Source organism: Kitasatospora sp. NPDC032757 (assembly GCF_055579305.1).
The window spans coordinates 105,898-131,635 of sequence record NZ_JBVINN010000004.1 but is presented as its reverse complement, the minus strand read 5'-3'; the positions used below and the strand labels follow the sequence as shown (position 1 = coordinate 131,635).

The window sequence follows — 25,738 nt, the reverse complement described above, 5'->3', positions numbered from 1 at the left end:
CGGACTCCTACAGCCAGCCCTTCTCGCGGGCGATCCGGACCGCCTCGGTGCGGTTGCGGGCCTCGGTCTTCTGGATCGCCATCGACAGGTAGTTGCGCACCGTCCCCTCGGACAGGTGCAGCCGCCGGGCGATGTCCGCGTTCACCGCGCCGTCCGAGGCGGCCGCCAGCACGTCCCGCTCGCGGGCGGTCAGCGGGTTGGCCCCCTCGGCGAGCGCCGCGGCGGCCAGCGCCGGATCGATCACCCGCTCGCCGCGCAGCACCCGGCGGATCGCCTGGGCCAGCTCGGACGCCGGGGCGTCCTTCACCAGGAAGGCGTCCGCGCCGGACTCCATCGCCCGCCGCAGGTAGCCGGGCCGCCCGAAGGTGGTCGCGATCACCACCTTGGTCTGCGGCCGCTCCTTCTTCAGCAGCGCCGCCGCCTCGATGCCGGTCATCCCGGGCATCTCGATGTCCAGCACCGCGACCTGCACGTCGTTGGCGACCGCCGCCGCCACCACCTCGTCGCCCCGGCCCACCTGTGCGACGACGTCGATGTCCCCCTCCAGCCCGAGCAGCGCGGCCAGCGCCTCCCGGACCATGCCCTGGTCCTCCGCCAGCAGCACGCGGACGGAGGGAGCGGCATCGTTCTGAATCTCAGTCATGGGATCTGACCCTAGTAGTGCCCGGTCGGACCGGAGCCGGGCCTGCGCTCCGGCGCCGGCCCGCGGCCGCGTGCCCCTCCCGCAGGCCGGTCACAGCCTGAAGACCGCTCCGCGCCACGTCCACCCCGCGCCGAGAACCGCAGCCCGCAAGGGGTCCTTCATCTCCGCGGAGTCGAAGCGGAACACCTCGGTCGTCCGCGGACGGCCGTCAGCCCCGCGCTCGACCTTCCACTCCCGGGAAACCGCGGTGACCTGCCCACGGGAGTACTCGCGCGACGGCGCCAGCCTCGGTGTGTCCCCGACCCACGTGACCTCCAGCTGCTCGTCGAGCGCGCGGACTTCGTGGCGCGCCGGGACCAGACGCATCCGGGTCCGGACGACCCGGTCCGGCTGGGTCCGGGCGAAGAACGTACGCCAGGCAGGATCCCTGATCCGCCATTCCGCCACCAGGTCGGCACCCTCGGCAGCAGTGCCGCTCCGCACGACGTACGGCACGTCGGGCCCGTTCAGACCGAGCAGCGCCGCCCGGACGTCCTCGGCGGAACGCGGTGCGACACCGCCGCCGGGGTGCTTGGTGCCGGTCAATGCGTCGAAGAGGCCCATCGGGTCAGCCTAGGGACGTCCGGCAGCCGGAGACAAGATCGGTTGCGGGGCCGGCGCCGTCACCAGGGTGTCCGGGCCCGTCTTCACCGACCGGCCGGCGGGCACCCCCCGCCGTGGTCGCCGCCCGCCCGAACACCGGACTCGTTCGCCCGGCGGATCCGCTTGAGTCTCCCGTGGGGGGAGACGCGAAGGTGGAGCCATGGACGACCGCACGTTGCAATGTCCGAGTGGTTCACCCGGGCGCTGCGAGCCCACGGAGTCCGGGCGTTCTAGGCTGCGGGGATGATCAAGCCGATAGAACTCGTGATATTCGACTGCGACGGTGTGCTCGTCGACAGCGAGCGCATCGCCGCCCGCGTCCAGGTCGCGCTAGGCGCCGAGTTGGGGTGGCCGCTCACCGAGGCGGAGGTCGTCGCACGGTTCATCGGGCGGTCCCAGGCGTCGATCGGCGCGCAGGTCGCGGAGCGGCTCGGCGCGGAGACGGCGGCGCTCTGGTGCGAGCGGTTCGAGCAACTCCACCAGGAAGAGGTGGACACCCGACTGGAGGCGATCGAGGGACTGCCCGAGGCCCTGGACGCGATCGACCTGCCGACCTGCGTCGCGTCGAGCGGCTCGCACGAGAAGATGCGCCACACCCTGGGCCGCACCGGCCTCTACGAGCGGTTCGCCGGCCGCATCTACAGCGCCACCGAAGTGACCCACGGCAAGCCCGCCCCGGACCTCTTCCTGCACGCCGCCCGGCAGATGGGCGTCGACCCGGCCGCCTGCGCGGTGGTCGAGGACAGCCGCCCCGGCGTCCAGGCCGCCCGCGCCGCCGGCATGCGCGCCTTCGGATACGCGGGCGGCCTGACGGCGGCCGAGCTGCTGGAGGGCCCGGGGACGGTGGTGTTCCACGACATGCGCAAGCTGCCGGAGCTGCTCGCGGGAGGGGGAGCGGCGTAGGAAGTCGGACTGGCCGACTTCCTACTCCGCCGGCACCGCTAGAGCCAGCGCTCGGCGGCCTCGACGCTGGTGCCCCCGTTGGTGTTGAAGGCGATCGCGGCACTCGGAGCATGGCGGCGGGTCAGGTTGACGACCTGCTCGAAGAGCGGGAGGAGTTGTTCGGTCTTGCGGATGCCGCCGCCGATGACCACGACGTCCCACTCACGCGAGGTCAGGGCCGCGATCACCGTGGCTTCGGCGGACTCGTCCAGGGCGATCAGTGTCATGGCGGCGTCGATGCCGTGGTCGCCGAAGCGGGCGAGCTCGGCGTCGAGGGCTGCGCGAAGGGCGTCGCCGTCCGTGCCTGGGACGGCGTGCGGGTCGATTCCAAGAACGAGAGCAGTGGACATGATCGGTACACGCCTCGTCCAGCCGCATGGTTCCGGGGGCGGCGCTCCCCTCCGGCACAGTGCACCGAAGGCCGCACACCCACCGTCGCGGATGCCGGCACCGCTCGACGGGAGCCCCGACTGGCTCGCCGCGGGCGGTTCCGATGACGCCCTCCGCTGGACTGCCGAGACCGTGAGCAACGCCGCCGTCGCCCACGTCTTCAGCGCGCCCGTGATCGAGCCCTGAGCGGCGACGGGGGCACAACGGCGCCGGGGCCGCCTGGGCGGCCCCGGCCGGGTCGAGCGGCCCTACCGACGGCGCAGGCGCGCGGTCAGCACGGCCACCTCCTCCACGCGCAGCAGCCGGCCGAGGAGGAGGAACACCGCGGCCAGCGCCAGACCTCCCACCGCCAGGCCCGCCCACGCCGGCCCGACCGCCCGCGACGCCGCCCACGCGGCCGCGCCCGCAGGCAGGGCGGCCACGAGCAGCCGGGCGTGCGTGCCGAGGATCCTCGCGGAGCCCAGGGCACCCAGTCGCCGGCGGAGGAGGAGCGCCGCCCCGCCCACCGCCAGCAGGAACGATGCCCCGTAGCAGGCCGCCATGCCCGTCACCGCCCAGCGCAGCGGCAGGCACGCGTAGCAGAGCAGCGAGCCGGCGGCCGCCGCCGCGACGGGCAGCAGGTTGAGCAGGAACGGCGTCCGGCTGTCCCGCATCGCGTAGAGGACGCGAGTGAGCGCGTAGGCCGCCGAGTACAGCACCAGCCCGGGCGCGAAGGCCGTCAGCATCCATCCGATGGCCCGCACGTCCGCCTCCCCGGCCTTCCCGTGCCCGAATGCGACCTTCGCCAACTGCGGCGCAAGTACGGCGAGTCCGCACGCGGCGGGCACCGTCACCACGGCCACCGTCCGCAGTGCCCGCGAGGCCAGGTCACGCACCTCCGACAGCGAGCCCCGGGCCGCCGCCGCGCTCATGCCCGGCAGGACGGCCGTCACCAGCGACACCGTCATCACGCCGTGCGGCACGATCCAGAGCAGGTACGCGCTGCTGTAGGCGGTGTAGCCGACGCCCCCGGCCACGCCCGCCGCCTCGGCGTGTGCGCCGACCGCCGTGGAGAGCCGCGTCACCACCCAGTAGCCCGCCTGGTCGGTCAGGACGAGCAGCAGCGTCCACCCGGCGGCGCGCAGCGGGTCGGCGAGCCCGGCCTCGCGCCAGTCCCAGCGCGGGCGCAGCCGCACCCCGGCGGCGCGCAGGCAGGGCAGCAGCGCCGCGCTCTGGACGACCACGCCGAGCGTCGTCCCCGCGCCCAGGAACGCCAGCTGCGCCTGCGTCGGCGAGCCGGTCCCCAGCAGCGAGCCGAAGACGGCGATCACCACGAGGTTGTTGAGCACCGGCGCCCACGCCATCGGCGCGAACCGCTGCCGGGCGTTGAGCACCTGGCCGAGCACGGTGAACAGGCCGTAGCAGAACACCTGCGGCAGGCAGAGGTAGGCCAGCAGCACGGTGCGGTCCAACTGTTCGCCGCCGTACGAGGTGTAGGCGCGGACGATCAGCGGCGCGGCCGGCACGACCACCGCCGTGATGACGACCAGCACCGTCACCAGCAGGCTGACCAGCCGGTTGATGTGGGCCGCCCCGCCGTCCTCGGACTCCCGTGCCGCCTTGACCAGGTGCGGCACCAGGGCGGTGTTCAGCGCACCGCCGATGAGCAGCACGAAGAGGATGTTGGGCACGGTGTTGGCGACGTTGTAGCCGTCCGCCGGCAGGCCGGAGCCGAGGACCGCGACGACGAGCGCCGCACGGACGAAGCCGGTGGCCCGGGAGACGATGGTGCCGGCGGCCATCACCAGACTGGGCGGTATCCGACGGCGCGGCTTGCGGTGGCGCAGACGCTGCACGGGCGGCCTCCCCCCGTCGGCCCCAACTACGGTGTGCTCGGCCAGAGTTGCGTTCAAACGACTCACCCCTGCCGCCGTGCCAGGTAGCGTCGGAACGCCGCGTGCAGCGGCCGGTTCAGCGGCAGCTCCCACTCCCCGAGGCCCTCCACGACCTGTCCGCCGGCGCCGAGCTTCCAGCGCAGCAGGCCGTAGTCGGGCCCGGAGGGGTCCAGCGAGGGCTGGACGCCGCGCAGGTCGTACACGTCGGCACCGAGCCCGTGGGCGGCCTGGATCATCGACCACTGCAGGGCGTTGCCGGGCCGCACCTGCCGCCCCTGCGTGGCCGATCCACCGGTCAGGTACCAGGCCCGCCGGCCGACCGTGACGAGGGTGTGCGCGGCCAGCACCTCACCACGATGGCGGGCCAGCAACAGCCGCATCCGGCCGGGCAGTTCGGCGTTGAGCTCAGTGAACTGCCGCTGGTAGTACGCGAGTCCGCGGCCGAGGTCGAAGCAGCCGCGCCGCTCGGTCTCCTGCACCAGTGCGTAGAAGCACTCCAGATCCTCGAACGCGCCCTCGGCGACCGACACGCCCGCCGCCCGCGCCCGGCGGACGTTGCGCCGCCACTCCGGGCTCAACCCCTCCCAGACGGAGCCGAGTTCACGCCCGGCGAGGGGCAGCCGGAAGGTGAACCGGGGCTGGGTGTCCCGTCCGGCCGGCTGCCAGCCGAGCGCCCGCAGCCGCTCGCCGGTCGCCGCACCGACCGGGTCGACGGCGTCCGGCAGCACCTCGGAGAGCCGGGAGACCGAGCCGCCCCGCACCGCCGCCCGGACCGTCGCCGCCTCCCAGATCCGGTGGGCCGGCGGCGGGCCGATCCGCACCGTGAAGACGCCGCGCGAGCGCAGCAGGTCGACGAGCGGATCCAGCCGGCGGCCGAGGTCCGGCCCGGCCCAGTCCATCGCCGGGCCCTCCGGCAGGTAGGCGAAGCTGCGCCCCAGCCCGCGGACGTCCCGGTACAGCACCAGCGCCACGGCGACCGTCCGCCCCTCGGCGCCGGTCCAGGCCAGGCTCTCGGCCCGCCAGCCCGCTTTCACCCGGGCCCAGGACGGGCACTGCAGAAAGGTCGTGCCGCCGTGGGCGGCGATCCAGGCGGCGTGCTCCGCCGCCGGTATCGGCACCACCCGCAGCGGTCCGGTGTCCGCCGGACAGGCGGCAGCGGCCTCCGGGACGACGACGGTCATCGGCGATCCCCTCTCGCTCAGGGCGCCGGCGGGGAGCGCCGGCGGACGGCGAGAGCATGCGCCGGGGTGCCTGAAGCGAGGCTGAGAAAGCTGAAGACCGCTTAAGGAACGTTCCGCGGCCGGGTGGCATCCTGATCCGCATGGAGATTCTGGTGGTGGAGGACGACGCCCAGGTCGCCGCCGCGGTCCGCCGCGGCCTGGAGGCGGAGGGCTACACCGTCGACCTCGCCCCGGACGGCCTGACCGGCCTCCGGCTGGCACAGCGGCACGCCTACCGGGCGATCGTCCTCGACATCATGCTGCCCGGCCTGAACGGCTACAAGGTCTGCGAGGCGCTGCGCGAGGGCGGCGACACCACCCCGATCCTGATGCTCACCGCCAAGGACGGCGAGTACGACGAGGCCGAGGGCCTGGACACCGGCGCGGACGACTACCTCGTCAAGCCGTTCTCCTACCTGGTCTTCCTGGCCCGCCTGCGCGCCCTGCTCCGCCGCAGCCAGACGCCCGGCGCGCTGCTGCGGGTCGGCGACCTCTGGCTGGACCCGGCGGCCCGCCGCTGCGGCCGCGGAAACGCCGAAGTCACGCTCACCGAACGCGAGTTCGCCGTCCTGCGGTTCCTGGCCCAGCACCCCGGCGAGGTGTTGTCCAAGCGCCGGATCGTCGACGAGGTCTGGGACATCGCCTTCGACGGCGAGGAGTCCATCGTCGAGGTGTACATCAGCATGCTGCGCCGCAAGGTGGACGCGCCCTTCGGCCGGCACTCGATCGGCACCGTCCGCGGCGCCGGCTACCGGCTGGAGGCCTGACGGTGCTGGGCCGGCTCTCCACCCGGGTCCGCACCTCGCTCGCGGCCGGCCTGGCCGCGCTGCTGCTGCTCGGCGTCGGCGCCTGGTGGCTGCGCGGCCACATGTACGACGCCCAGCTGGCCGCCGCCGAGTCGGAGGCTCAGTACCAGGCGCGGGAGATCGGCCGCGCCTTCACGCTCGGCCAGCAGTTGCCGGACAGCGACCTGATGCCCTACCTCGTGCTCGACAAGGACGGCCGGCTGCTCACCCTGGGCGGGCCGCTCACCACCCAGCGCCTGGCCGCCCCGCTGCCGCCGGTGGCCCCGGCGCTCGCCCCCGCCGACTGGCAGCCGGAGGGCGAGCGGATCACCGTCGGCCCGGCCAGCCCGGCCGCCGCCAACCGGTACTCGGGGCGCACCTTCGCCGCGATGGGCAGCTGGAGCATGTACTACCGGGTGACCGACACCACCGGCCCCACCACGCCCCCGCTCGGCCCGGTCACCGTGTACGTGCTGGCCACCCCGTTCGCCGCCGAGGCGGCCCTGCACACCATCGACCCGGTGCTCCGGGCGGGCGTGCCGGCCGCCGCGCTGCTGGTGGCCCTGATCGCCTGGGTGGCGACCAGCCGCGCGCTGCGGCCGGTGGAGGCGATCCGCGCCGAGCTGGCCGAGATCGGCGAGCACCGGCTGGACCGCCGGGTGCCGGTGCCGAAGTCCGGGGACGAGATCGCCCGGATGGCGACCACCACCAACGCCACCCTGGACCGGCTGGAGCGCTCGTCCGTCCAGCAGCAGCGGTTCGTCGCGGACGCCTCGCACGAGCTGCGCAGCCCGATCGCGGCGCTGCGCACCAACCTGGAGGTCTCGCTGGCCCACCCCGAGCGCACCGACTGGCCGGCCGCCACCCAGGAGGCGCTGACCTCGGTCGAGCGGCTCCAGCGGCTCACCGAGGACCTGCTCTTCCTGGCCCGCGGCGCCCACCCGGCCGCGACCGGCCCGGACACCACCGTCGACCTCTCCGCCGTACTGCGCGAACTCGCCGACCAGTACCGCCCGGTGATCGGCAGCCGGCCGGTGCTGGTGGTGGACGCGCCCGACCCGCTGCCGGTGCGCGGCAGCCGCCTCCGGCTGCACCGGCTGGTCCGCAACCTGCTCGACAACGCCCGCCGGCACGCCACGTCCGAGATCGTGCTGGCCACCCGCCGGACGGCGCACGGCTGCGTCCTGGAGGTCCGCGACGACGGGCCGGGCGTGCCGCCGCAGGACCGCGAGCGGATCTTCGAACCGTTCACCCGGCTCGACGAGGCGCGCAGCCGGGACGCCGGCGGCAGCGGCCTCGGGCTGGCCATCGCGGCCGACATCGCCACCCGGCACGGCGGCACCCTGCGGGTCGCGCCATCCCCGCGCGGCGCCCGCTTCCTCCTCGAACTCCCCGACCCCTAGGAGATGTTGGTCGCCTGACCCACGGTGGGGGCCGACACCGTCCGCAACGGCACCAGCGCCCGCAGCCGGAAGCCCCTCCCGCGCTCGCCCGGCCCGGTCTCCAGCCGGCCGCCGACCAGCGCCAACCGCTCGTCCAGGCCGGAAAGCCCGTTCCCCGGCGCCGACTTGCCCGGCCCGGCCCCGTTGTCGGTGATCTCCAGGACGGCGTACCGCTCACCGCCGCCCTCCCACGCCTCGTCCCCCCGCACGGTGCAGAGCGTCGCGCCCTCGCCGTGCCGGACGATGTTGGTGACCGCCTCGCGCAGCGCCCAGGCCAGCGCGCCCGCCTCCTCGGTGGCCAGCCCCGGCCAGGCGTCCACCAGCTCGGGCGCCGCCTCCAGCCGGACCTGCGCGGCCGCCAACGCCGTGCGGGCGGCGGCGAGTTCGACCGGCAGGGTGGGCCGGCGGAACCCGGTCACGGCCTCCCGGACGTCGATCAGCGACTGCCGGGCGACCTTCTCGATGTCGGCGACCTGCGCCCGCGCCGCCTCGTCCTTGCCGCCGTCCATGAACCTCCCGGCCAGCTCGCTCTTCAGCGTGATCAGCGAGAGGGAGTGCCCGAGCAGGTCGTGCAGGTCCCGGGCGAGCCGCAGCCGCTCCTCGGACGCGGCGAGGTGGGCGACGGCGGCCCGCGCCTCGCGCAGCTCCCGCATGGTGGTGACCAGCCGCTGCAGCCCGGTCATGGCGGCGCCGGAGAGGAAGGCGGTGAGCGCGATGGTGGGGATCGCTCCGGGGTCGGCGTGGCTGAGCAGCCCGACCGCCACGGTGAGCCCGGCCATCCCGCCCACCCCGGCGATCCCGTACCGCGGCGGCGCGATGATCGCGACCGCCACCGAGGCGTAGGTGAACAGGGTCAGCCAGGAGGTGCCGAGGCCGAAGGCGGTGACCACCGCGATGACGGCCATCATCGCCACCACCGCCTGGGCGGCGCGCGGCGGCGAGCCGGGCCGGGAGCGGAAGACCACCAGGCTGACGTAGGCGGCGACGAAGGCGGCCAGGGCGATCCAGCCGGCCAGGGTGGCGACCGTCCCGTGCTTGTGCTGGAGCAGGTCGCCCACCGGGTAGGCCAGGTAGACCATCCAGAGCAGCATCCAGCTGACCTTGACCAGCAGCTGCCGCCTGGTCTCCACCGGAGCGCCGGGGACGTTCATGAACGACACGCGCCCCGTCCCCGCCTCCGGCTGTTCGTCGGTTCGGTGGGTACGGGGCGTGTCGGGCATGAGGGTCATCATGCCTGCCGGGCGTCACGGCGGTACAGCCCGGCCGCGGCGGCGACGAAGACCACCAGGAAGGCCGCCAGCCCGGCGACCGCGACCAGGTCGAGCGAGTGCCCGGGCTGGGTGAAGGTGGCGAGCCTGTTGTACAGGTACACCGGGTCGAACCGCGCGAACCTCTCCAGCGTGCCGGTCACCGGGAACCACGTCCCGCCGAACAGCGCCATCGCCATGTAGGCGATCATCACGATGGTCTGCACCGAGTCCGGCGCCGCCGCGTAGCCGAACGCCACCCCGAGCGCCGCGAAGACGAAGCTGCCCAGCCAGAGCGCGGCCGCCAGGCCGGCCCACTGTCCCGCGCTCAGCCGCACGCCCTGGGTCGCGCCGACCGCGAACACCACCAGGATCGCGGGCAGGGTGGTCACCGCGCTGGAGGCGATCTTCGCCACGGTGTACGCCCGGCCGGGGAGCGCGGTCAGCCGCAGCTGCCTGGTCCACCCGCTCCTGCGCTCCAGCGAGATCCGCTGCGCGCTGCCGGTCAGCACCGAGCCGACCGCGCCGAAGGTGGCCATCGACACCATGAAGTAGGTCTTCACCGGCAGGCCGCCGGCGACCTTGTCGGTGCCGTAGGCGTTGATGAAGAAGAAGTACATCAGCGCCGGGTAGAGGATCGTGAAGAGCAGGTACTTCTTGTTGCGCAGGGTGCGCGTGATCTCCAGCTGGATCAGGGTGGTCATCGCACGGCCTCCGTCGCGAACCGGTTGGTGCCGGCGGCGTCCTGCTCGCCGGTGATGGTCAGGAAGGCCTGCTCCAGGCCCAGGCCGGTGACCTCCAGGCCGCGCGGGTACAGGCCCGCGCGGTAGAGCCCGGCGACGCCCGCGTCGGCGTCCGCGGTCCGGATCCGGACCGTCCGCACCCCCGGCACCCGGGCGCTGACGTCCAGCGCCAGCGTGCCCGGCAGGGTGCGCAGCAGCGACTCCTCGAACGGGCCGTCCACGTCGTGCAGTTCGAAGGTGATCCGGCGGGCGCCGGCCTTCGCCTTGATCTCGGCGGAGGTGCCGTCGGCGATCAGCCGTCCCCGGTGGAGGACGAGGACGCGGTCGGCGATCGAGTCCGCCTCCTCCAGGTAGTGGGTGGCGAACAGCACGGTGCGCCCGGCGTCGGCCTGCGCCCGCATGCTCGCCCAGAACGCCTGCCGGACGGAGACGTCCATGCCGGTGGTGGGCTCGTCCAGGACGATCAGGTCGTTGGCGCCGGCGATCGCCAGGGCGAAGCGCACCCGCTGCTCCTGGCCGCCGGAGAGCTTGTCGGCCCGGCGCTCGGCCAGCTCGGTGATCCCGGCGTCGGCCAGCACCTCCGTGACGGCCCGGCCGCGGGGGTGGACGTCACAGGCCAGCTTCACCAGCTCGCGGACCTTGACGTCGGCCATCAGCCCGCCGCTCTGCAGCATCGCGCCGACCCGGCCGGCCGTGATCGCGTCGCGCGGGGCGCCGCCGAACAGCGCGACGGTGCCGTGGTCCGGCTCGCGCAGGCCGAGCAGCAGGTCGAGGCTGCTGGACTTGCCGGCACCGTTCGGGCCGAGCAGGGCGACGGTCTCTCCCGGCCTCAGCACCAGGTCCAGGCCGTCGACGGCCCGCACCCGCCCGTAGTTCTTGCTGACGCCCCGGAAGGCAGCCACCTCTGTGACCATCGCCCCGGTCCTCTCCCCTGCTGGTGTCGTTCGCACCACCTCAGCGTCCCGCGCCGGCCCGGTACGGCGGCAGTGCCCGCCGTCGTGGCTTCCGCATGACGGATGTCATGCCGGCGGCCGGTACCCGGGTCACGGGCACCGGCCGCCGAAGCCGCAGGTCAGCAGGGTTGGGGGGTAGCAGGGGTGGTGGTCAGCAGGGTCGGGGGGGGTCAGATCCCCAGCGACTTCTTCACGAAGTCGACCTGGAGCAGCAGCAGGTTCTCCGCGACCTCCTCCTGCGGGGTCATGTGCGTCACGCCGGAGAGCGGCAGCACGGTGTGCGGACGGCCGGCCGCCAGCAGGGCCGAGGAGAGCCGCAGGGTGTGCGCGGCCACCACGTTGTCGTCCGCCAGGCCGTGAATGATCATCAGCGGGCGCTCCAGCCCGGCCGCGTACCCGCTGAGCGAGTTGGCGGCGTACACCTCGGGCCGCTCGGCGGGGTGGCCGAGGTAGCGCTCGGTGTAGTGGGTGTCGTACAGCTCCCAGTCGGTCACCGGGGCGCCGGCGACGGCCGCGTGGAAGACGTCCGGGCGGCGCAGCACGGCCAGCGCGGAGAGGTAACCGCCGTACGACCAGCCGCGGATGGCGACCCGCTCGAGGTCCAGCGGGAACTCCTCGGCGAGCGCGTGCAGCGCGTCCACCTGGTCGTCGAGGGTGGCACCGGCGAAGTCGAAGGCGATCGACTTCTCCCAGGCCGGCCCGCGGCCGGGGGTGCCGCGCCCGTCGGCGACGATCACCGCGAAGCCCTGGTCGGCGAACCACTGCGAGTTGAGGTGCGGATTGTGCGCCTGGACGACGCGCTGGCCGTGCGGGCCGCCGTACGGGTCCATCAGGACGGGCAGCAGGCCGTCCCGCTCCCGGTCGTAGCCGGTGGGCAGGAAGACGGCGGCGGGGATGCGGCGCTCGCCGGCGTAGCGGAAGACCGGGCGGGCGGTGATCACCGGGGTCTCGGCGTAGGACTCGATGGTCGCGACGTCGTCGACCACCACGCCCTCCGGCAGGTCGCGGGCGACCTGGACCAGCGTGCCGGGCAGGTCGGGCTCGGCGGTGGCACGGACGGTGATCCCGCCCGCGTGCACGGCGGTGGTGACGGACGTGAACGGCCGGCCGTTGGAAGCCTCCCAGCCGAGCCGCTTGCCGTCGTGGCCGATCCGGCCGGCGGCGATCCAGCCCGGCTCGGGGTCGGTCTCCTCGGCGCCGCCGGAGGCGGTGAAGAAGACCTCCTCGGCCGTCACGGCGAGCACCGAGCGCAGGTGCAGGTCGGCCCCGGTGACGGCGTGGTCGCCGATCACCAGCGCGCGCACCCCGCCCTCGTCGCCGATCCGGACCAGCTTGCCGTCCGGCGTCCAGGCCGGGACGCCCTGGAACAGCTCCAGCCAGGCGTCGTCGCGCTCCTCGTGCAGCACCTCGGTGGCGCCGGTCTCCACGTCCACGCCGAGGATCTGCTGGCTGCGCTGGTCGCGGGCCTGGACGAGCAGCAGCGGCACGCCGCCCGTCGACCAGTGCACCCGGGCCAGGTAGGGGAAGGCCGCGCGGTCCCAGTCGACCTCGACCCGGGTGCCGTCCAGGCCGAGGGACCAGAGCCCGACCTCGGCGTCGGCGGTGCCGGCGGCCGGGTAGGCGATCTCGGCGGGCTCGCTGCCGGGGTTGGCCGGGTCCGCGATCCACCAGCGGCGCACCGGGCTGTCGTCGGCCCGCTCGACCAGCAGCCGGTCGCTGTCGGGGGACCACCAGAAGCCGCGGTCGCGGCCCATCTCCTCCTGGGCGATGAACTCCGCCTGGCCCCAGCTCACGTTCGCACCGTCGGGCTCGGCGAAGGCCCAGTCGGCGGTGCCGTCGGTGCGGGTGAGCCGCAGCTCGCCGGCGGTGTTGGCGTACGCGACGAAGGTGCCGTCCGGGGAGAGCCGCGGGTCCAGCAGCGGGCCCTCGGCGGGCAGCTCGGTGCTGGTGCCGGCGACCAGGTCGGCGGTGAACAGCCGGCCGGACAGGGCGAAGGCGGCCAGCGCGCCGGCACCGTCCAGGGCGTAGCCGACGATGCCGGCCGAGCCCTCGCGGCTGCGCTCGCGGCGGGCCTTCTCGGCCGGCGAGAGGTCCTCCTCGCCGCCGCCGAGCAGGACGGCCGGGTCAGCGGCGATGCGCTCCTCGCCGGTGGCGGTGTCGAGGGTCCAGAGCAGGTTGGCGCGGTCGCTGCCGGAGCGCGAACGGAGGAAGACGACCCGGGAACCGTCGGATGCGACGGAGAACGACCGGGGCGCGCCGACGGTGTAGCGCAGGGTGCGCGCGTACTGCCTCGGGAAGGTGTCCGCAGGGGTGTGGGAGGTCATGGCACCAGACCTTATGACGTTCCGGTGCCACCGCCGGCGGATTGTGATCACTCGTTCGGAGCATCGCCCGGAAGTGTGCACCGAACGGGCCCGCACCCCTTCCGACCGGCCCGTACGCCCCCGCCGTACAACAATGCCCCGGCGCGTGCAGACTCACTGAACGTAATGCGCCCCTCACCCATCGGGTATGACTGGTCCAACGAGTGATCGTCAAGCCCCGTCCCGGGCCGCGGTCACCCGACCGCAGGTCCCCACGGTCCCGACCGCCGCCTCCCCGAGGGGGTGGCGCACCCGAGAAGGGGTGTGAACCGACATGGCTTTGTCCATCTCCGCAGCCATGCTGATGCTGGTCATCGTGGTGGTGCTGATCCGCCGCTCCGGCCTGAAGCTCTCGCACGCGATCGTCTGCGCACTACTGGGCTTCTACCTGGCGTCCAGCTCCATCGCCCCCTCGATCAGCCAGGTCACCAGCAACCTCGCCGGGATGATCAACGGCCTGAAGCTCTAGCTCCCTGCCGCCGGTCGTTAGGCTTCCTCCCATGACCGTGACTACCGGCCGCCGCCTCCTCCTGGTCCACGCCCACCCCGACGACGAGTCGATCGGCAACGGCGCCACGATGGCCAGGTACGCCGCCGAGGGCGCGCACGTCACCCTGGTGACCTGCACCCTCGGCGAGGGCGGCGAGGTGATCCCGCCGGAGCTGGCCCACCTCACGGCGGACCGGGACGACACCCTCGGCCCGCACCGGATCGGCGAGCTGACCGACGCCATGCGCGCGGTCGGCGTCGCCGATTTCCGCTTCCTCGGCGGCCCGGGCCGGTACCGCGACTCCGGCATGATGGGCGTCCCCGACAACGAGGCGCCCGGCTGCTTCTGGCAGGCCGATGTGGACGAGGCCGCCGGCCACCTTGTCGCGGTGGTCCGCGAGGTGCGGCCGCAGGTGCTGGTCACCTACGACGAGAACGGCGGCTACGGGCACCCGGACCACATCCAGGCGCACCGGGTCGCGATGCGCGCGTACGAGCTGGCCGCCGACCCGGCGTACCGGCCCGGGCTGGGACCGGCCTGGCGGATCGCCAAGGTGTACTGGAACCGGATGCCCCGCTCGGTGATCGAGCAGGGCCTCGCCAAGACCGCCGCCGAGGCGCGCCACCCCGGCGTCGCGCAGCAGGCCGACGTCCCCGGCGTGGTGGACGACGCCGTGGTCACCACCGTGCTGGACGGCTCCGCCTACGCCGCCCCCAAGGCGGCGGCGATGGCCGCGCACGCCACCCAGATCACCGTGGACGGCGCGTCGTTCGCGCTCTCCAACAACCTCGGCCAGCCGCTGATCGCCACCGAGTACTACCAGCTGGTACGCGGCCAGGCCGGGCCGGAGCGGCCCGAGGACGACCTCTTCGCCGGCCTGGACACCACCGCCGGCGACAACAGCGCGGACGGGACCCCCACGGACCACGGCACCGCGGCCCACAGCACCGCGAACGACAGCACCGCAGCCCACACCGTCGAGGAGAGCGCCCGATGACCGAGCCGACCGAGACGAAGGCGCCCCGCCGCTCGATCACGGTGACCGTCCTCGGCACCCGGGCGGAGCGCCTGAAGGAGCCCCAGCCCCCTCGGGCCGGGCGGATCGCGGCTTATGTCCTGTTCTTTCTGCTGGGCATCGCGGTGTCGGTCTGCGGAGCATTTGTGCAGGCCTTGTGGCCGCCCGTGGGAGTCCTGCTGGCGCTAGCCGCGACCGCCGCGACCTTCTACGCGGGCCTGCGGGTGACCGGCACCCGGCTCGGCGCGGCAGCGCCGGCGGCCGGCTGGTTCCTCGCCCTGCTGCTCCTGATGGTCCCTCGCCCGGAAGGGGACAATGTGCTCTGGACCAATGCCACGTCGCTCGCCTGGCTGTTCGTCGGATCGATCCTGGGCGTGATCTGTGCCACCCTGCCGACCCGGAGCAGCTGGTTCCCCGGGGTGCCCGGCCCCCCGCGCTGACCGCCCCGCGGGGCCGCGTACCGTACCGCGTAGGACGAGCAGTCAGGACCACACGGCCGTACTCTCATACCGGAGGAACCGGACGTATCAGGTTCTATCCGAACCGGTTCACCGCTCAGTTCTTCCCAGTATGGTGGTGCGGCAGAACGCCGTACCCGACCGCCGATCCCGCCAGGCCCGGCGCCCACGAACCGCGGTCGCGCCGCACGGCCCGCCCGCGAACCCGGAGCAGAGCAGCATTGAGCAGCCGCGAATCTGAGAACGCCCACCCGACGCCTCGGCGCACGGGCCCGGACGCCTACCCGTCGGGCACCCCGCCCTACGGCACACCGGGATTCCCCGGCGGCGACCGTGCTGGTGCCGGTGCCGGTGCCGTCGAGGGTTCGGCGCCGGGTGACGAGGACGAGGCCCCGAAGACCGAGACCACGCTCACCACGCGGGTCCGGATCAACATCCCCGGCTCGCGTCCGATCCCGCCGGTGGTGGTCCGCTCCACCGTCAAGAACGAGGACGGCCCCGGCGAGGAGAACCCGCCGGCCGCCCCCGAGCCGGCCGGTCCCCGGCACCGCTCGGCCGCACCGGCCTCCCCCGTGCTCGGGGTGATGGACGGCAGCGCCCGGACGGCGACCCCGCCGAACCTGCCGCCCGAGTGGGAGATCCCGCCGGCCACCTCGGAGTCCGAGTCCACCGGCGCCTGGTTCCGGCCGCGCCAGAAGAAGGGCTCGGCCGCCGAGACCGCCCCCGCCGCGGTCCCGGCCGGTGCCCCGGGCGCCCCCGCCGCCGGACCGGCCACGCCCGCCGCCGGCACCGAGGCCCGCCCGAACGGCGCGCGCCCCAAGAACGCCGGCCGTGGCCAGCAGCAGGGCCCCGGTGCGGCCCGCCAGGGCGGCCGCCCGCTGCCCGCCCAGGCCGCCGCCCCCGCCCCGCGCCCCACCGGTGCGCCCGCCTCGCCGTTCGGCGGCGGCAGCGACGCCCCGGCCGACGACGCCGGTGTGTACGAGGACGCCCCGTTCGCCCCCGGTGCGCCCGCCGACCCCTTCGCCCCCAGCCGCGACCTTCCGCGCCGCAACCCCCAGGGTGGCGGCCGTCCGCAGCCCCAGGGCCAGGGCCGGCCGGCCGGCGGTGCGCCGGCCGCGGCGAACCCGGAGGACACCTCGGTCGACGGCTTCGAGCCGATCCGCGAGGACACCCCGCCGCCCGGCGCCATATCCGGCCTGCCCCAGAACGGCCTGCCCTCGCACGGCGCCCCGCAGAACGGCCGCCCGCAGCAGGGCCTGTTCGCCTCGGCCCCGGCCGGCACCGACCCGTTCGCGGTCCAGCGGCCCCCGGCCGGCGCCGAGCCGTACGGCAGCGCCGCCCCCGGCGGCCTCTTCCCCGGCGCCCCCGGCCGCCAGGGCGAGCCCGCAGCCCCGGCCGACCCCTTCAACACCTCCCCCGCCCAGCCGCGCCCGGGCGCACACGGCGGCCCCGACGGCGAAGCCCCCGCCGGCCCCGCCGCGGTGCCGGTCCCCGCGCCCGGCCCCCGGCCGGACGCGCCCGGCAAGCCGGCGGCCCCCAAGACCGGGGCGGCCAAGGCCAAGCGGGGCGGCACCGGCAAGAAGCTCGTCAAGCTCGGCGTCTACGGCGTCGGCGGTGTGCTCTTCCTGGGCGCCGCCGCGTACGGCACCGGCCTGATGCTGAACCAGTCCGACATCCCCAAGGGCACCGTGGTGCTCGGCACGGACATCGGCGGCAGCAACCGCGACCAGGCGATCCACCAGCTCGACGACAGCGTCGGCAAGGCCGGCCAGCAGCCGGTCAAGCTGAAGGTCGGCGACCAGACCCTGGACCTCGACCCGGCCGTCGCCGGGTTGGGCTTCGACACCACGGCCACCGTGGACAAGCTCACCCAGCACTCGTACAGCCCGGTCGACGTGATCACCTCGCTGAAGGGCGACGAGAAGGCCGTACCGCCGGAGGTCAAGGTGGACCGGGCCAAGCTCAAGGCCGCCCTGGAGGCGCTGGCCGCCGGCTCGGGGCAGGGCCTGGCCGAGGGCTACGTCAAGTTCGGCGACAACGGCGAGCCGATCGTGGTGCCCGGCAAGGCCGGCCAGGCGGTGGACTCCGCCTCCGCCGTCGACCAGGTCGAGCAGGCCTATCGCGACCGCGCCGCCGGCAAGCCCGAGCAGCCCGTCACGCTCACCGTCACGGCCGCCCAGCCGAAGATCTCCCCGCAGGCCCTCCAGGCCGCCGCGGACAGCCTCGGCAAGTCCGCGGTGAACGGCAGGATCCACATCATGGCCGGCGTCAAGACCTGGGACTTCGGCCCGAAGACCGCCCCCAAGACGCTCACCCTGGTGCCCGACGCCTCCGGCAAGATCGTGCCCAAGTGGGACCTCGACGCGCTGGGCGGCCAGCTGGGCACCGTGTTCGACAAGGTGAAGATCAAGAAGAACGGCCAGACCGCCGCGATCACCCCGCAGGACGTCGCCGACGCCATCACCTCGGTGCTGGACAAGACCGGCGACAAGGACCGCACCTTCAAGTTCACCGTCGCCTGAGCGGTCCCACCACCGCCTGAACAGGCACCGCCGAGGGGCGGGCCGGCCCGTGGAGTCACCGGGGGCCGGTCCCGCCCCTCGACAACTCTGCTCCCCGGTCAGCAAGATGTGACGCCACACCACCCGCACCGCCTGTCACACCTGAACCGGGAGAACCGCCATGGGCCGCCGCCCCCTGTCACGCCGCACGGCCCTGCTCGCCTGCCTCACCGCCGTCTCGCTGACGCTCTGCGGCTGCGGCTCCGGAGCCGACAGCGGTGACGGCTCCCGGGCACTGCCGACCACGCTGGAGACGCCCAAGCTCACCACCGTCGACGTCAACCCGCACGACCGCGGGGAGCTGCGCCAGGGCGGCACCCTGAACGTCGCGATCGCCCAGCTCTCCAGCCAGTGGTCGCCGGTCCAGGCCGACGGCAGCGAGTCCTCCACCATCACCGTCACCAAGCCGCTGATGCCGACCTTCTTCCGCTCCGACGCGGCCGGCACCCAGACCGTCAACCCGGCCTATCTGCAGGACGCCCGCTCCGAGGTCCGGGACGGCCGCCAGGTCGTCACCTGGACGCTCAACCCGAAGGCCCGGTGGTCCGACGGCACCCCGATCACCTGGCGCGACATCGAGGCCAACTGGCGGGCGCTGAACGGCACCGACCCGGCCTACAAGGCGTCCAGCAGCACCGGCTTCGAGCTGGTCGCGGCGGTCGACAGGGGCAAGGACGACTTCCAGGCCGTGATGACCTTCGCGCGGCCGTTCTCCGAGTGGCAGTCGATGTTCAACGGCGCCGCCAACGCCCCGCTGATGCCGGCGAGCCGGCTCGCCACCCCGGAGCTGTTCAACACCGCCTACCTGGACGCGATCCCGGTCACCGCAGGACCGTTCAAGGTCGAGAAGCTGGACAAGGCCGCGCAGACCGTCACCCTGGTCGCCGACCCGGCCTGGTGGGGCGAGAAGCCGCTGCTGGACCGGATCGTCTTCCATGCCGTGCTCCCCAACGCGATGGCCGCGGCCTTCGCCAAGGGGCAGATCGACCTCTTCAACAACGGCCCGGACGTGGCCGGCTACCAGCTGATCAAGAGCACCAAGGGCGCCGCCGTCCGCCGCGCCGGCGGGCCGGACTTCCGCCAGTTCACGCTGAACAGCAGGAGCCCCCTGCTGACCGACCCGGCCGTCCGCCAGGCCGTCTTCCAGGCGATCAACCGGGACGCGATCACCCGCTCCGACCTCAACGGGCTGGACTGGCCCACCGTCACCCTCAACAACCACCTGCTGGTCGCCAACCAGAACGCCTACCGGGACAACTCCCTCGGCCTCAGCCGCTACGACCCGGCCGAGGCCGTCCGGAAGCTGGACGCGGCCGGGTGGAAGCTCGACGGCGACGTCCGGAAGAAGGACGGCAAGGAACTCAACCTGCGGATGGTCATCCCGGCCGGCGTCACCCAGGCCCAGACCGAGGCCGAGGTCACCACCAGGATGCTCAAGGACGTCGGGGTCAAGGTCACCACGGTGACCGCCAACCCGAACGAGTTCTTCGACAAGTACGTCAACCGCCACGACTTCGACCTCGCCGCCTACTCGCTGCTCGGCACGCCGTTTCCGGCCAGCGGCAACCGGGCCAACTTCGCCCAGAACGGCGGCACCAACCAGTCCCAGGCCGGCAGCCCGGCCGTCGACGCCGCCCTCGACCGGGCCTCCGGCGCGACCGACGCCGCCACCGCCTTCGAGGCCATCAACCAGGCCGACGGCGAGTTGTGGAAGGTGGCCGGCGTCCTGCCGCTCTACCAGCGCCCGCAGCTGTACGGCGCCCGCGCCGACCTCGCCAACATCGGCGCGCAGGGCCTGTCCGACATCGTCTGGGAGAACGTCGGCTTCACCAAGTGACAGGCCGGGCACCGGAGTCGGTACGACCCCGGTGCCCGGCCCGGCCACCGGACGGCGCTCAGCCCGCGCCGATCACGTCCCGCACCTCGGCGAAGTGGCACGCCGACTCGTGCGCGGCCGGCCCGGTCAGCACGGACGGCACCGCCAGCAGCGGGACCTCGGTGGAGCAGCGCTCCTCCGCCTTCCAGCAGCGGGTGCGGAACCGGCAGCCGGACGGCGGGTTGGCCGGCGACGGAAGGTCCCCGCTGAGCAGGATGCGCTCACGCTGTTCGCGCCCGGTCGGGTCCGGCACCGGCACCGCGGAGAGCAGCGCCTGGGTGTACGGATGGGTCGGATGGGCGTAGATCTGGTCCTCCGTCCCGATCTCGACCAGCTTGCCGAGGTACATCACGCCGACCCGGTCCGAGATGTGCCGGACGATCGAGAGGTCGTGCGCGATGAACATGTACGACAGCTCGAACTCGCTCTGCAACTGCTCCAGCAGGTTGATCACCTGCGCCTGGACGGAGACGTCCAGCGCGGAGACCGGCTCGTCACAGATGATCACCTCCGGCTTGAGCGCCAACCCCCGGGCGATGCCGATGCGCTGGCGCTGGCCGCCGGAGAACTGGTGCGGATACCGGTTGATGTACTCGGGGTTGAGGCCCACCACGTCCAGCAGGTCCTGGACGGCCTTGCGGCGGTCCCCCTTCGGCGCCACCTCCGGGTGGATCTCGAACGGCTCCCCGATGATGTCGCCGACCGTCATACGCGGGTTGAGCGAGGTGTACGGGTCCTGGAACACCATCTGGATGTTGCGCCGCACCGCCTTCAGCCCGGCACCGGAGAGCCGGGTGATGTCCTCGCCCTTGAACCGGACCTCGCCGGAGGTGGCCCGCTCCAGGTTCATCAGCACCTTGGCCAGCGTGGACTTGCCACAGCCGGACTCGCCGACGATCCCCAGCGTCTCCCCCTTCTTCAGCTCGAAGGAGACCCCGTCCACCGCCTTCACCGCGCCGACCTGCTTCTTGAAGACGATCCCCTGGGTCAGCGGGTAGTACTTGACCAGATCCCGGACCTCCAGGATGGGCTCAGCCATGGAGGGTCTCCTTCCAGAGGTGGCAGGCGCTGCGGCGGCCCGGCAGGTCGGCCCCGTCGGCGTCCAGCACCGGTACCAGCCGCGGGAGTTCGGTGCGGCAGCGGTCCACCGCCCGGTCGCAGCGGGGGTTGAAGGCGCAGCCCTCGGGGATCCGCAGCAGGCTCGGCGGCAGGCCCTGGATGGCGTAGAGGTTCTGGCCCTTCTGGTCCAGCCGGGGGATCGAGTTGAGCAGGCCGCGGGTGTACGGGTGGGCCGGCCGCGCGTACAGCTCGTGCACGGGGGCCGTCTCGACGATCCGGCCCGCGTACATCACCGCGATCTTGTCCGCGACGTCGGCCACCACGCCGAGGTCGTGGGTGATCAGGATCAGCCCCATGTTGAACTCGGCCTGCAGCTCGGCGAGCAGGTCCATCACCTGGGCCTGGACGGTCACGTCGAGCGCGGTGGTGGGCTCGTCGGCGATGATCAGGTCCGGTTCCAGGGCCAGCGCCATCGCGATCATGATGCGCTGGCGCATACCGCCGGAGAACTGGTGCGGGTAGTCGTTCACCCGCTGCCTGGCCGCGGGGATGCGCACCCGCTCCATCAGCTCGACGGCCTTCTCCCGGGCCTCCTTGCGCGAGGCCCCCTGGTGCACCCGGAACATCTCACCGAGCTGGTAGCCCACGCTGAGCACCGGGTTCAGCGAGGAGAGCGCGTCCTGGAAGATCATCGCGATCTTCCGGCCACGCACCGCCCGGCGCGCCTTGGGGCTCATGGTGAGCAGTTCCTCGCCCCGGAACCGGATCGACCCGGAGGTGATCTTCCCCGGCGGCATGTCCAGGATGCCCATGATCGCCTGCGCGGTCACCGACTTTCCCGAACCGGACTCGCCGAGCACCGCCAGGGTCTCCCCCGCCGACACCGCGTAGCTCACCCCGTTGACGGCCTTGGCCACGCCGTCCCGGGTGTGGAACTCGATGTGCAGGTCCTCGACCTCCAGCAGCGGAGTGCCGGGCACCAGGCTCTCCCGGCCGCCACCGACCACCTCCACCGCGTTCTGGCGGGGTACCGCACCCTTCGACAGCTTCGTCGCGTCACTCATCTCCGCGGCCCTCCTCAGCGCAGCTTCGGGTCGAGGGCGTCGCGGACCGCGTCGCCGAGCATGATGAACGCCAGCACGGTGATGCTCAGCACGACGGCCGGGAAGAGCAGCACATGGGGCGCGGTCAGGAAGCGGGACTGCGCGTCGCTGATCATCAGACCCCAGGAGATCGCCGGGGACTGGATGCCGATGCCGAGGTACGAGAGCGCGGCCTCGGCACCGATGTAGACGCCCAGGTTGATGGTCGAGACCACGATCACCGGGGCGACCGCGTTCGGCAGGATGTGCCGGGTGACGATCCGTCCGGTGCCGGCGCCGAGCGCCTTGGCCGCGACCACGTAGTCGTTGTGCTTGTTGGAGAGCACCGCCGAACGCATCAGCCGGTAGATCTGCGGCCAGCCGAGCACGGCCATCACCGCCGAGACCGTCCAGGCGTTGCCCTTGCCCCAGGTGGACATGATCAGCATGCCGCCGAGCAGCAGCGGGATGGCGAAGAAGATCTCGGTGACCCGGGAGAGCGCGCTGTCCCAGAGACCGCCGATCCAGCCGGCCCAGAGGCCGAGCAGACCGCCGACCGCGACCACCAGGGTGGTGGTCAGGATGCCGACGATGATCGAGTTGCGGGCGCCCCAGATCGTCCGGGTGTAGATGTCGCACCCCTGGACGTCGAAGCCGAACCAGTGGTCCGCGCTGGGCCGCTTCAGCGAGTCGGCCAGGTTGCAGAAGCCGCCGGCCCTCGGGTCCCCGTCGGTGAACAGCTGCGGGGCGACGGCCAGCGCCACCATGAACAGCACCAGGAACCCGCCGATCAGGAACAGCGGGTTGCGCCGCAGGTCGTACCAGGCGTCGGTCCAGAGGCTGGCGACCCGTTCGCCGCCCTTGCCGCCCTTCCCGTCCTTGGTGAGCGTGGCGGCCTCCGCCGCGGGCCCGCTCGCGGCGGACCCGGAGCCGGGCTGCCCCGGGACCGACACCCTCGTGTCCTCGCTCTTCGTCGGCTCACTCATAGCGGATCCTCGGGTCCAGGACGGCGTACATCAGGTCGACCACCAGGTTGGCGAACAGGTAGACGAGCACCAGGGCGCTCACGATGCCCACGACGATGGTGCGTTCGCGCAGGTAGACGGACTGGAAGAGCTGGTGCCCGACCCCGGGGATGTTGAAGATGCCCTCGGTGATCACCGCACCGCCCATCAGCCCGCCGAGGTCCATGCCCAGGAAGGTGACGATCGGGATCAGCGCGTTGCGCAGTCCGTGCCTGACCACCACCCGCATCGGGCTGAGCCCCTTGGCGACCGCCGTCCGGACGTAGTCCGCCCGCATCACCTCGATCAGGCTGGTCCGGGTGAGCCGGGCGACGTACGCCAGCGAGGTGGAGGCGAGGACGTAGGCCGGCAGCAGATAGGACCGGAAGCCCGCCTCCTCGTTGAACGAGACCGGGAAGAAGTCGATGCCGTAGTCGGTGTTGAGCTTCACCCCGAGGATCAGCTGGAGCACGAAGCCGATCACGAAGACCGGGATCGAGATGACCATCAGGGTCGAGATCAGCACCACGTTGTCGATGAACCTGCCGCGCCGCAGTGCGGCGACCACGCCCGCGGTGATGCCCACCACCATCTCGATGACCAGCGCGGTCACCGCCAGGTTGATGGTGTAGGGGAAGGCGGTCTTCATGACGTCCACGACCTGGTTGCCGCGGTAGTCCTCGCCGAAGTCGCCCTTGAACAGGCCGACCAGGTAGTCCCAGTACTGGACGAAGAACGGGTCGTCCAGGTGGTAGCGGTCGCGCAGCACCGCCACGACGGCAGGGTCCTGGCGCTTCTCACCGGCCAGTGCCGTGATGGGATCGCCAGGCAGCAGGAAGACCAGTGCGTAGATCAGGAACGTCGCGCCGAGAATCACCGGTATGGCCTGGATGATCCGGCGGACCACATAGCGGCCCATGCGGCCTCCTCGTGGCTCGGGGCACGCCGGTGGCGGGCGGCGCGGGGATCACCCGCGCCGCCCGTCAGCTCGTGCCGGTCAGCTGGGTCGCGGTCAGGCCAGTTCGACGTTGGCGAGGTCGATGCGGTTCTGGGCGTCGATGACGACGTTCTTGACGGCCTTGGTGTAGGCACCCGAGGTCATGTACGTGTAGACCGGGATGTACGGCAGTTCCTTGATCAGGATGTCGTCGGCCTGCTGGTAGAGCTTGATGCCCTCGGTGTCGGTCTTCGCGCTGTCGGCCCGGGCCAGCAGGGCCTCGAAGTCCTCGTTGACGTAGCCGCCGTAGTTGGACCCGTTGTCGATCGCGATCTTGGAGAAGATCGGCCGCAGGTAGTTCTCGATCGACGGGTAGTCCATCTGCCAGGCCATCCGGAAGGCCCCGGCGTACTTGTGGTCGCCCAGTGCGGTGAGGATCGCGCCGAACTTCTCGAACGGCTTGAAGGTGACGTCGACGCCGAGGTTGTTCTTCAGCTGGTTGCCGACGGCCTCGATCCACTCCTTGTGGCCGCCGTCCGCGTTGTAGCCGATCTCCAGCGTGTTCCCGGGCAGGCCGCCGGCCTGGGTGAAGAGCTCCTTCGCCTTCGCCGGGTTGTACTTGGCGGCGTCGCCGAGTGCGCCCTGCCGGTAACCCGGAATGATCGGGCTGATGAAGTCGTCGGCGGGCTTGCGGGTGCCCGAGAAGATGGTCTTCGTGATCGCCTCGCGGTCGATCGCCATCGAGATCGCCTTGCGGATCTCCGGCTTCCCGAACGCCGGATTGGTCGAGATCGGGAATCCGAGGTAGCCGACCCCGGATTCCGGCTTGTAGATGTAGCGGTCACCGAACTCCTGCGCGACGGTCGACATCGCCGAGATCGGGAGCTTGTTGGTGATCTGGATGTTGTCCGCGCGCAGGTCGTTGTACGAGGTCTCCAGCTTGTCGTAAATCTTGAAGGTGACGGAATCCAGCTTTGCCTTTCCGTCGGCCGCCGGGAAGTTCTCGTACCGCTTCACCTTGATCTGCTTGTTGTGCTCCCACTTGCCGTCCATCTGGAACGGGCCGTTACCGATCGGCGCGTCCTCGAAGGCCTTCGGGTCGGCGAAGAACGCCTTCGGCAGCGGGTAGAACGCGGTGTAGCCGAGCATGGTCTTGAACTGGGAGAACGGGGCCTTGAGAGTGACCGTGAAGGTCTTGTCGTCGACGACCTTGAGGCCCTTGAGCTTGTCCGCGGCGGGCTTCTTGTCCTTGCCCGGGGCCAGCTCGTCCGAACCGAGGATCTTGTCGAAGAACGGCAGCCCCTCCTGCGCGTTGTCCTGGTTCGCCCCGTAGTTCCAGGCGTCGACGAAGTTCTGCGCGATGACCTTCTCACCGTTGTGGAAGGTGTAGCCGTCCTTGAGCTTGATCGTCCAGGTGGTGGCGTCGCTGCTCTCGATCGACTCGGCGGCCCGCAGCTTCGGCGAGTTGTCCTTGTTGTCGTAGTCGACCAGGCCGGCGAAGAGTGCCGCGAGAACCTGGGCCCCCTCGGACTCGGCCGTGTTCTGCGGCACCAGTCCGTGCTGCGGCTCACCCGACTCGATGCTGATCGAGCCGCCCTTCTTGCCGGACCCGTTCGCCTGGTCCGAGGACTTCTTGTCGCTGCCGGTGCTGCACGCGGAGATCGCGAGCGCGGTGCAGGCCGCCAGCGCGGTCCAACGCATCGTCTTGGTGAGCCTCATTCAACTGCTCCTCGATTTAGGGGCTTACGAACGAACGGCGCCCCGCCAGTCGGTGTGCCGGGCATGGCGAAGGTCGACATCTCAGGGCCGATCCGCACAGTTGGCGAGGTGACCACTGATACGCGCAGAGCAACTATCGATCACCGGACCCCTCCGGCGGAATCCACGTCACATCTCTTTTCAATTACATGCTCAGACCAAGTCGTGACATTGCTCGCCAAATTCCTGCATATCGCGCACGGAGTCCCGCACTCCACTTTCCGGATAACGAACAATATTCTCCGGTATTCGAT

At 72.3% G+C, this 25,738-nt stretch carries 23 protein-coding genes; 9 read left to right on the top strand and 14 right to left on the bottom strand.

Annotated features, from left to right (window positions below; translation table 11 throughout):
* Positions 1-7: 7 nt before the first annotated feature.
* Together ACZ5WK_RS08250 and ACZ5WK_RS08245 are read right to left on the bottom strand one after the other, a co-directional pair.
* The gene (locus ACZ5WK_RS08250; RefSeq protein ID WP_465546148.1) at positions 8-643 is read right to left on the bottom strand and encodes a response regulator transcription factor; all 636 of its coding nucleotides are present in this window, start codon (positions 641-643) and stop codon (positions 8-10) included.
* Positions 644-733: 90 nt separating this feature from the next.
* Positions 734-1,246 carry a hypothetical protein gene (locus tag ACZ5WK_RS08245; protein WP_465546146.1) on the bottom strand — a complete coding sequence of 171 codons (513 nt, stop codon included), beginning with the start codon at positions 1,244-1,246 and terminating at the stop codon, positions 734-736.
* 282 nt (positions 1,247-1,528) lie between these two features.
* On the opposite strand from ACZ5WK_RS08245, the gene ACZ5WK_RS08240 reads away from it, so the two are divergent.
* Entirely contained in the window at positions 1,529-2,188 is a 660-nt protein-coding gene (locus ACZ5WK_RS08240; RefSeq protein WP_465546144.1) for an HAD family hydrolase, read from the top strand.
* A gap of 38 nt (positions 2,189-2,226) precedes the next feature.
* Here ACZ5WK_RS08240 and ACZ5WK_RS08235 read toward each other — a convergent pair whose 3' ends face one another.
* The gene (locus ACZ5WK_RS08235; RefSeq protein WP_465546142.1) at positions 2,227-2,577 is read right to left on the bottom strand and encodes a hypothetical protein; all 351 of its coding nucleotides are present in this window, start codon (positions 2,575-2,577) and stop codon (positions 2,227-2,229) included.
* 91 nt (positions 2,578-2,668) lie between these two features.
* Between ACZ5WK_RS08235 and ACZ5WK_RS08230 the strand changes: the two genes are divergently transcribed.
* The gene (locus ACZ5WK_RS08230) at positions 2,669-2,803 is read left to right on the top strand and encodes a hypothetical protein (RefSeq protein ID WP_465546140.1); all 135 of its coding nucleotides are present in this window, start codon (positions 2,669-2,671) and stop codon (positions 2,801-2,803) included.
* 62 nt (positions 2,804-2,865) lie between these two features.
* Here ACZ5WK_RS08230 and murJ read toward each other — a convergent pair whose 3' ends face one another.
* The gene (murJ, locus tag ACZ5WK_RS08225) at positions 2,866-4,452 is read right to left on the bottom strand and encodes a murein biosynthesis integral membrane protein MurJ (protein WP_465546138.1); all 1,587 of its coding nucleotides are present in this window, start codon (positions 4,450-4,452) and stop codon (positions 2,866-2,868) included.
* Positions 4,453-4,514: 62 nt separating this feature from the next.
* Entirely contained in the window at positions 4,515-5,672 is a 1,158-nt protein-coding gene (locus tag ACZ5WK_RS08220; protein ID WP_465546136.1) for a lipid II:glycine glycyltransferase FemX, read from the bottom strand.
* Positions 5,673-5,812: 140 nt separating this feature from the next.
* On the opposite strand from ACZ5WK_RS08220, the gene ACZ5WK_RS08215 reads away from it, so the two are divergent.
* Together ACZ5WK_RS08215 and ACZ5WK_RS08210 are read left to right on the top strand one after the other, a co-directional pair.
* On the top strand, positions 5,813-6,478 hold the full coding sequence (locus ACZ5WK_RS08215; protein ID WP_465546134.1) for a response regulator transcription factor: 666 nt from the start codon (positions 5,813-5,815) through the stop codon (positions 6,476-6,478).
* Positions 6,479-6,480: 2 nt separating this feature from the next.
* Complete coding sequence (locus tag ACZ5WK_RS08210; protein ID WP_465546132.1) at positions 6,481-7,899, top strand: sensor histidine kinase; 1,419 nt, start codon at positions 6,481-6,483, stop codon at positions 7,897-7,899.
* Here the strand turns inward: ACZ5WK_RS08210 and ACZ5WK_RS08205 are convergent.
* The 4 genes from ACZ5WK_RS08205 to ACZ5WK_RS08190 form a co-directional block, all read right to left on the bottom strand.
* On the bottom strand, positions 7,896-9,158 hold the full coding sequence (locus ACZ5WK_RS08205; protein ID WP_465546130.1) for a sensor histidine kinase: 1,263 nt from the start codon (positions 9,156-9,158) through the stop codon (positions 7,896-7,898). The genes ACZ5WK_RS08210 and ACZ5WK_RS08205 overlap by 4 nt on opposite strands.
* Before the next feature lie 8 nt (positions 9,159-9,166).
* On the bottom strand, positions 9,167-9,889 hold the full coding sequence (locus ACZ5WK_RS08200) for an ABC transporter permease (protein WP_465546128.1): 723 nt from the start codon (positions 9,887-9,889) through the stop codon (positions 9,167-9,169).
* A complete protein-coding gene (locus ACZ5WK_RS08195; protein WP_465546126.1) occupies positions 9,886-10,842 on the bottom strand; it encodes an ABC transporter ATP-binding protein in 957 nt (318 codons plus the stop codon). The genes ACZ5WK_RS08200 and ACZ5WK_RS08195 overlap by 4 nt, the downstream gene beginning before the upstream one ends.
* A gap of 209 nt (positions 10,843-11,051) precedes the next feature.
* The gene (locus ACZ5WK_RS08190) at positions 11,052-13,205 is read right to left on the bottom strand and encodes a S9 family peptidase (RefSeq protein WP_405361245.1); all 2,154 of its coding nucleotides are present in this window, start codon (positions 13,203-13,205) and stop codon (positions 11,052-11,054) included.
* A gap of 313 nt (positions 13,206-13,518) precedes the next feature.
* On the opposite strand from ACZ5WK_RS08190, the gene ACZ5WK_RS08185 reads away from it, so the two are divergent.
* The 5 genes from ACZ5WK_RS08185 to ACZ5WK_RS08165 all read left to right on the top strand — a co-directional run bounded on the left by ACZ5WK_RS08185 (position 13,519) and on the right by ACZ5WK_RS08165 (position 19,605).
* The gene (locus ACZ5WK_RS08185; RefSeq protein WP_465546123.1) at positions 13,519-13,713 is read left to right on the top strand and encodes a DUF2304 domain-containing protein; all 195 of its coding nucleotides are present in this window, start codon (positions 13,519-13,521) and stop codon (positions 13,711-13,713) included.
* A gap of 31 nt (positions 13,714-13,744) precedes the next feature.
* Positions 13,745-14,731 carry an N-acetyl-1-D-myo-inositol-2-amino-2-deoxy-alpha-D-glucopyranoside deacetylase gene (gene mshB, locus ACZ5WK_RS08180; RefSeq protein ID WP_465546121.1) on the top strand — a complete coding sequence of 329 codons (987 nt, stop codon included), beginning with the start codon at positions 13,745-13,747 and terminating at the stop codon, positions 14,729-14,731.
* A complete protein-coding gene (locus ACZ5WK_RS08175; protein ID WP_396320672.1) occupies positions 14,728-15,189 on the top strand; it encodes a DUF6113 family protein in 462 nt (153 codons plus the stop codon). Before mshB ends, ACZ5WK_RS08175 begins: the two co-directional genes overlap by 4 nt.
* Before the next feature lie 239 nt (positions 15,190-15,428).
* Positions 15,429-17,729: a peptidoglycan binding domain-containing protein gene (locus tag ACZ5WK_RS08170; RefSeq protein WP_465546118.1), complete on the top strand. Its 2,301-nt coding sequence runs from the start codon at positions 15,429-15,431 to the stop codon at positions 17,727-17,729.
* A gap of 160 nt (positions 17,730-17,889) precedes the next feature.
* Positions 17,890-19,605, top strand: a complete 1,716-nt coding sequence (locus ACZ5WK_RS08165; protein ID WP_465546116.1) for an ABC transporter family substrate-binding protein — start codon at positions 17,890-17,892, stop codon at positions 19,603-19,605.
* A 58-nt stretch (positions 19,606-19,663) separates the two neighbouring features.
* Here the strand turns inward: ACZ5WK_RS08165 and ACZ5WK_RS08160 are convergent, their stop codons facing one another.
* The 5 genes from ACZ5WK_RS08160 to ACZ5WK_RS08140 form a co-directional block, all read right to left on the bottom strand.
* On the bottom strand, positions 19,664-20,683 hold the full coding sequence (locus ACZ5WK_RS08160; protein ID WP_465546114.1) for an ABC transporter ATP-binding protein: 1,020 nt from the start codon (positions 20,681-20,683) through the stop codon (positions 19,664-19,666).
* Entirely contained in the window at positions 20,676-21,767 is a 1,092-nt protein-coding gene (locus ACZ5WK_RS08155; protein WP_465546112.1) for an ABC transporter ATP-binding protein, read from the bottom strand. Before ACZ5WK_RS08155 ends, ACZ5WK_RS08160 begins: the two co-directional genes overlap by 8 nt.
* Before the next feature lie 14 nt (positions 21,768-21,781).
* A complete protein-coding gene (locus ACZ5WK_RS08150; protein WP_396320667.1) occupies positions 21,782-22,771 on the bottom strand; it encodes an ABC transporter permease in 990 nt (329 codons plus the stop codon).
* Positions 22,764-23,708, bottom strand: coding sequence for an ABC transporter permease (locus tag ACZ5WK_RS08145; RefSeq protein ID WP_396320666.1), 945 nt, complete (start codon positions 23,706-23,708; stop codon positions 22,764-22,766). Before ACZ5WK_RS08145 ends, ACZ5WK_RS08150 begins: the two co-directional genes overlap by 8 nt.
* Before the next feature lie 93 nt (positions 23,709-23,801).
* Positions 23,802-25,445 carry a peptide ABC transporter substrate-binding protein gene (locus ACZ5WK_RS08140; RefSeq protein ID WP_465546109.1) on the bottom strand — a complete coding sequence of 548 codons (1,644 nt, stop codon included), beginning with the start codon at positions 25,443-25,445 and terminating at the stop codon, positions 23,802-23,804.
* Between the last annotated feature and the right edge of the window lie 293 nt (positions 25,446-25,738).

Coding starts and splice junctions, on each gene's coding strand:
- ACZ5WK_RS08250 (WP_465546148.1), bottom strand. CDS start 643: ATGACTGAGATTCAGAACGATGCCGCTCCCTCCGTCCGCGTGCTGCTG.
- ACZ5WK_RS08245 (WP_465546146.1), bottom strand. CDS start 1,246: ATGGGCCTCTTCGACGCATTGACCGGCACCAAGCACCCCGGCGGCGGT.
- ACZ5WK_RS08240 (WP_465546144.1), top strand. CDS start 1,529: ATGATCAAGCCGATAGAACTCGTGATATTCGACTGCGACGGTGTGCTC.
- ACZ5WK_RS08235 (WP_465546142.1), bottom strand. CDS start 2,577: ATGTCCACTGCTCTCGTTCTTGGAATCGACCCGCACGCCGTCCCAGGC.
- ACZ5WK_RS08230 (WP_465546140.1), top strand. CDS start 2,669: ATGCCGGCACCGCTCGACGGGAGCCCCGACTGGCTCGCCGCGGGCGGT.
- ACZ5WK_RS08220 (WP_465546136.1), bottom strand. CDS start 5,672: ATGACCGTCGTCGTCCCGGAGGCCGCTGCCGCCTGTCCGGCGGACACC.
- ACZ5WK_RS08215 (WP_465546134.1), top strand. CDS start 5,813: ATGGAGATTCTGGTGGTGGAGGACGACGCCCAGGTCGCCGCCGCGGTC.
- ACZ5WK_RS08205 (WP_465546130.1), bottom strand. CDS start 9,158: ATGCCCGACACGCCCCGTACCCACCGAACCGACGAACAGCCGGAGGCG.
- ACZ5WK_RS08200 (WP_465546128.1), bottom strand. CDS start 9,889: ATGACCACCCTGATCCAGCTGGAGATCACGCGCACCCTGCGCAACAAG.
- ACZ5WK_RS08195 (WP_465546126.1), bottom strand. CDS start 10,842: ATGGTCACAGAGGTGGCTGCCTTCCGGGGCGTCAGCAAGAACTACGGG.
- ACZ5WK_RS08190 (WP_405361245.1), bottom strand. CDS start 13,205: ATGACCTCCCACACCCCTGCGGACACCTTCCCGAGGCAGTACGCGCGC.
- ACZ5WK_RS08185 (WP_465546123.1), top strand. CDS start 13,519: ATGGCTTTGTCCATCTCCGCAGCCATGCTGATGCTGGTCATCGTGGTG.
- mshB (WP_465546121.1), top strand. CDS start 13,745: ATGACCGTGACTACCGGCCGCCGCCTCCTCCTGGTCCACGCCCACCCC.
- ACZ5WK_RS08175 (WP_396320672.1), top strand. CDS start 14,728: ATGACCGAGCCGACCGAGACGAAGGCGCCCCGCCGCTCGATCACGGTG.
- ACZ5WK_RS08165 (WP_465546116.1), top strand. CDS start 17,890: ATGGGCCGCCGCCCCCTGTCACGCCGCACGGCCCTGCTCGCCTGCCTC.
- ACZ5WK_RS08160 (WP_465546114.1), bottom strand. CDS start 20,683: ATGGCTGAGCCCATCCTGGAGGTCCGGGATCTGGTCAAGTACTACCCG.
- ACZ5WK_RS08155 (WP_465546112.1), bottom strand. CDS start 21,767: ATGAGTGACGCGACGAAGCTGTCGAAGGGTGCGGTACCCCGCCAGAAC.
- ACZ5WK_RS08150 (WP_396320667.1), bottom strand. CDS start 22,771: ATGAGTGAGCCGACGAAGAGCGAGGACACGAGGGTGTCGGTCCCGGGG.
- ACZ5WK_RS08145 (WP_396320666.1), bottom strand. CDS start 23,708: ATGGGCCGCTATGTGGTCCGCCGGATCATCCAGGCCATACCGGTGATT.
- ACZ5WK_RS08140 (WP_465546109.1), bottom strand. CDS start 25,445: ATGAGGCTCACCAAGACGATGCGTTGGACCGCGCTGGCGGCCTGCACC.